Annotated in this window: 2 protein-coding genes; both read left to right on the plus strand. The window is 42.0% G+C overall.

Annotation, left to right across the window (positions count from 1 at the left end):
- Positions 1-818: 818 nt before the first annotated feature.
- The gene (locus ACFSRY_RS18040; RefSeq protein ID WP_377511258.1) at positions 819-965 is read left to right on the plus strand and encodes a hypothetical protein; all 147 of its coding nucleotides are present in this window, start codon (positions 819-821) and stop codon (positions 963-965) included.
- Positions 966-1,076: 111 nt separating this feature from the next.
- Positions 1,077-5,048 (plus strand): ELWxxDGT repeat protein, encoded by a 3,972-nt coding sequence (locus ACFSRY_RS18045; protein ID WP_377511261.1) that lies wholly within the window; start codon positions 1,077-1,079, stop codon positions 5,046-5,048.
- Positions 5,049-5,366: the final 318 nt, after the last annotated feature.

Consider the following 5,366-nt stretch of genomic DNA (forward strand, 5'->3'; position numbering starts at 1 on the left):
CCTTGTCCCAAGAGGCGGGTTAAAGGCTTCTGGCTGCCAACAGCGACTTTTACCACGCCGGGTATGTAAGAAAAGTCAGTTTAGCGATTATGTGAGGTATGAGCATCAGCTAAAGGCGCAGTGAATAAGTCATTTTAGAAAACTGAAACTGGAAGTTGTACCGTGGTATACTATTCACTCCATCTTCTAAAGTAGGAGTTAATACCAAAATCAAAGGGGAAGAATTATCGAACCAAAAAAGCCGCTCCATTTAACGTGGAGCGGCTTTTATATTGTGGTAGACCGAAGGATAGAATTATCGAACCATTTCCACAGGGATTTGGCTGCTTTACTAGAATGTATACAGATGAGCTAACATAGTAAGAGTAGAATACTCATAAATAGGTATTTCCGGGTTTAAAAGTAAGCAGTACATTTGCATGCTTAACATTTAAACTCTTTAGGATACTAGTGTTAAATAAGCTAATAAAGTACTTTCATCTGCTTACTGTTTATCCTGAGACAATTCTTGGAGTCTAGGTTTTGAGTAGGCAACTTTATTGACAAATGAAGTCAAACTACTTGTTCAACTAAAATTTTCACTATAGTTTAACCTCTACCAAACCTACCCTTATGAAAGTCTTTACAGTTGCATCTTCCCGAATGAGAAAGGTTGCAACAAGGGACCATACTAGATCAATGCAAGTATGGCTGACTCTGTTGCTTTTAGTTACTTCTACCTACCCTGTCAATACGCAATTTATTAACGCTTTCGCTGGCGAAACAGGAGATGGTAATCCCCTACCAAATTTAGCTTAGACACACCTTCCGGTATAGCAATGGATGTGCATGGCAACATCTATGTCTCAGAGCGGTACGGGGACAAGGTGATGAAAATCAGCAAAGACGGTGTCGTCACTGCTGTGGCAAGAAACGGTACAGCCAGACTCAGTGGCGATGGTGGACTAGCCATCATACTTCATTAACCAACGAATTCTTTTGTTTTTACTTGTTTTGACCTATAGGTGATACTAGCGACTTCCAAAAGAGATTTTTTTGTAAAAAACTGAAAGCATTAAATTCCTAATATATTCAAAATGAAAAGAGTTTTACGACTTTTACTGTTACTTACTTTTCTGTTTTTTCAGAAAGCAGCTTTTGCGCAGGAGGTAACCAAAGTGTTTGCTTTTCCAGAGCAAACGGACTTAAGTCCGGGAGCATTTTTTGATGGAAACATAGCTGTCTATAATAACAGTATGATCTACAAACATGGAAATGATCTTCTGAAGTCTGATGGTACAGAGGCTGGTACCAGCTTACTAGCCACTTTTCCAGGTTCTCCTTCTAATTATACCACACACGGTGGATTACTCTACTTTACAGTACCAAATGGGACGAGCCTGGAGCTTTGGAAATCTGACGGCACAACACTGGGAACCGTCGCTATTGGTACCTTGACAAATAACGGAGCCGGAACCTACGCTTACGGAATGATTTCTTTTGGCGGCAGTTTATACTTTATTAGTAATGCAGATGGTTATGGCTATGAGTTGTGGAAGTATGGTGGAACAAATCTCAATATAGTATCGGACCTTAACACAGCTGGAAATGGTCTAAATCTTAACCAGCCAGTTGCCTTCAATGGATACCTGTATTTTAGTGGAGATAACGGAGCAACAGGACAAGAACTATGGCGCACAGATGGAACAAACATCTCATTGGTCAAAGATATTGAGAGTGGAGCAGGAGGCTCTTCTCCGCTTGAGCTTACTGTATATAACAACAAGCTGTATTTTACAGCATCCACATCTCTAAACGGAAGAGAGCTTTACCAGTCAGACGGTACGGCTGCAACCACAATTCTGTTAAATGATATTTCTCCAGGTAGTGCAAGCTCCAGCCCAAATAAATTAACAGTTTATAATAATCAACTTTACTTTACTGCATACAACGGAACAGACTTTGGCCTGTGGAGAACAACAGGTACGAGTGGCAGTACAACTAAGGCAGTGGTATTAGCTTCAAGGAATTCAGGCTATTCTACTTCTTCATTTAAGCTTTGCAACGGAGTGGTCTATTTTGCTTTGAACTGGAGCTACTCTTATAGCTGTGGTTTTAACAACTCGTGTACATCCAGGGGCAGGCAATTAAAGAGCTTCAATGGAGCTACTGTAAGTGAGATAGGCTCATATTCATCTGATATGTCCCTGGCTGTTGACGAAGGTGTTACAATCGGCAATAAGTTCTATTTTGTGGCTAACTATTCATACTCTTCATGGAGCTACTATAGTTATAGCCACACGCTGACAGAAGTTAGCGGGAATACTGCTACCTCACTTCTGTATCATAGTGGCGGGTCAAACAACACTACAAACAGTATAAGAAGCAAATTGACAAACTATGGTAACAACCTCTATTTCAGCGCCTCTAACAGAGTAAATGGCAATGAGCTCTGGACCCTTCGTCCCACTGCAAAGGTAGCATTTGAAAGAGGTCTGGGAGCAGCAGCTAAAACAACTGTCTTCAGTAATGATCTGAAAATGATTAATGGGAAATTGATTGTTACAGCTCGTCGCCAGTCCAATGCCCCGGCACATCAGATTTGGATAAGCAATGGATCAGCTGATGACGGAACTTTGATATTTGATAATGGCCCTGACAATAGTATAGGAAACTGGACAGAGATTGATAATAAAATATATTTTTCAGTTCAAAACCCAGTCCATGGAAGTGAGCCATATGTTTCAGACGGCTCTACAGCTGGTACTTTTATGCTGAAAGACCTTGCTGCGGGTACCGGAGCTTCTACTCCCTCTAATTTCCGCAAAGCTGGGACAAAAGTTGTGTTTTCAGCAGGTAATTCCTCAATCGGGAATGAGCTGTGGGTAACAGACGGCACTAGCATTGGAACAACTTTGCTAAAAGATCTCAATACGGGCGTTAATAGTTCTAATCCCTTTCCTTTTGGCCAGCTGAATAATAATACCCTGATATTCAAAGCTGCTACCGATACCCATGGCGAGGAAGTTTGGCGTACTGACGGAACATCGGCTGGTACTTACCTGCTTAGAGACATAAACCCTGGCACTGCAGGCAGTAGCACGAATGGATTTATCAGCAATAATGGATTTTTTTATTTTACAGCCAGTGATCCAACAAATGGTTCAGAACTGTGGGTGACAAACGGAACAGCAGCCGGAACATTGCTTCTGAAGGATTTAACTCCCGGTACAGGCAGTAGTTTTTATTCAAACCCAGTCGTGTTCAATACAGATATTGTTTACAGGGCAAATGATCCGGTAAATGGTTATGAATTATATAAGTCCAATGGCACACCAGCAGGGACAACATTATTGAAAGATGTAAACCCTGGTGTGGGCAACGGAGTGAATTCTATTTACAAGTCAACTGTAAATAACCTAATCTACTTTTCGGGTAATAATGGAAGTACAGGTGCAGAGCTATGGAAATCTGACGGTACGCTAACAGGAACTGTTATGGTAAAGGATATTGCCACTGGTAGCACTGGTTCTAACCCGGTCTTCCTGACCCACAACGGAAACATTCTTTACTTTACAGTAACTGTAGAGGGAGTACAGGAACTGTGGAAATCTGATGGGTCTGAAGAAGGGACATTTAAAATAATGAATCTGGACAATACAACCTTTACCAATATTAATGTAAATAGTATAGAAAAGATTGGAGAACACCTCTTGTTCAGGGCCAATAGTAATAGCTATGGCAATGAATTATTTATGCTTAATGGATTAACAGGTAGGTACAGGTTGGTTAAAGATATTAATACAGGTACGGCTTCTTCGGCACCAAGTGGATTTGTACGTGATAATAATGCTTTGTATTTTATTGCTAATGACGGAGCCGGTCAGGATCTGTTTGCTTTTAGAGATCTGCATAACTTTAGCTTCAACACGGCTCCTGTGTTAGATGAAATAGGCAATAAAGTAATTGAAGAGCTCAACACTTTGACATTCACTGCAACTTCTGCTGACACCGATATTCCAGCCGATGAACTGACTTACAGCTTACATGATCCTTCTACGGGCATCTTCCCTGCAGGGGCTACAATTACAGCAGGTGGAGTATTCTCCTGGACTCCAACGGAAGCTCAGGGTCCCAATACCTACAGAGTAATCATAAGGGTAACAGACAACGGCATACCAGCCCTGTCTGATGAGGAGGAGATCGAGATTAGAGTCACTGAAGTTAACAAAGTGCCTGTTCTTGCTTCTGTAGGCAGCAAGACTATCAGTGAACAAGCAGAACTAAACTTCATAGTATCAGCTGCTGATGCTGACCTTCCTGCCAACACCCTGACCTACTCGCTCGAGAATGCACCTGCCGGAGCCAGCATTAATCCCTTAAGCGGTGCCTTCAGCTGGACACCTACAGAAGCCCAGGGACCTGGTGCGTTTACATTCAGAGTAAGAGTAACAGACAGCGGCACCCCTGCTCTATTCGCTGAAGAAGAGATCACCGTAACGGTTAATGAAGTGAATGTAGCTCCTGCAGTAACATCTGTTCCACAGGAAGAGGTAACTGTAAATAGCCTTTATTCCTATCAGCTGCTGGTTACGGACGAGGATATGCCTGCCAATACCCTTGCCTATACAGCAGAGATCCTGCCTTCCTGGTTAAGTTTCGATGTATCCACCCAGGTTTTGAGCGGCACACCAGCAGCAGATCATGTAGGTACCCATCAGGTAAGGCTCAAGGTAAGTGACGGTGCAGCAATAGCAGACCAGAACTTCACCATAACGGTAAAACCTGCAGTTGTAACCAGTATAGCTGATGTCCAGAAGCAGCAAATCAGTATTTATCCTAATCCAACTTCAGGACCCGTAACTATAGCAGCAGATTTGGCCGTTAACAGGGAGATTATTTTACAGCTGGCGGACCTGAATGGCAGGAAACTAATTTCAGCCACAGGTAGCCTCGACGCAATAACCATCAAATTAAACGACTACCTTGCTTCAGCTCCTGCAGGCATATATGTGTTGCAGCTAGTTAAGGATAAAGATATACATACTACTAAGCTTGTCAAGCGGTAAAACTCAGAAAAAGATATATTTAAGAGGCTATCTGGTGACGGGTAGCCTGGAGTTTTATTTTTTTATATTATACAGGCTGGATTTAGAAGTCCAACAAATCAAAAAAGCCAAAGAAGTAGTGTGAGAACTGATTTTTTGGTCTAGGTGGAGATCAGTTGATTGAATCAATGGGTGATTTCTACCAAGATAGTAGGAGTTGGTAAGAGATGAGAGTGAGATTTCCAACAGAGCTAAGGCTCTCTAATTTATAGAAAGTTCGATAAATCTAACCGAAGGGGATATTTGTCGAACCAAAAAAAGCCGCTCCATTCGATTTGG

Source organism: Pontibacter locisalis (genome assembly GCF_042684605.1).
GTDB classification, from domain to species: Bacteria; Bacteroidota; Bacteroidia; order Cytophagales; family Hymenobacteraceae; genus Pontibacter; species Pontibacter locisalis.

Excerpts from the sequence above, each read along its gene's own strand:
- ACFSRY_RS18040 (WP_377511258.1), top strand. The coding sequence starts at position 819 with ATGGATGTGCATGGCAACATCTATGTCTCAGAGCGGTACGGGGACAAG.
- ACFSRY_RS18045 (WP_377511261.1), top strand. The coding sequence starts at position 1,077 with ATGAAAAGAGTTTTACGACTTTTACTGTTACTTACTTTTCTGTTTTTT.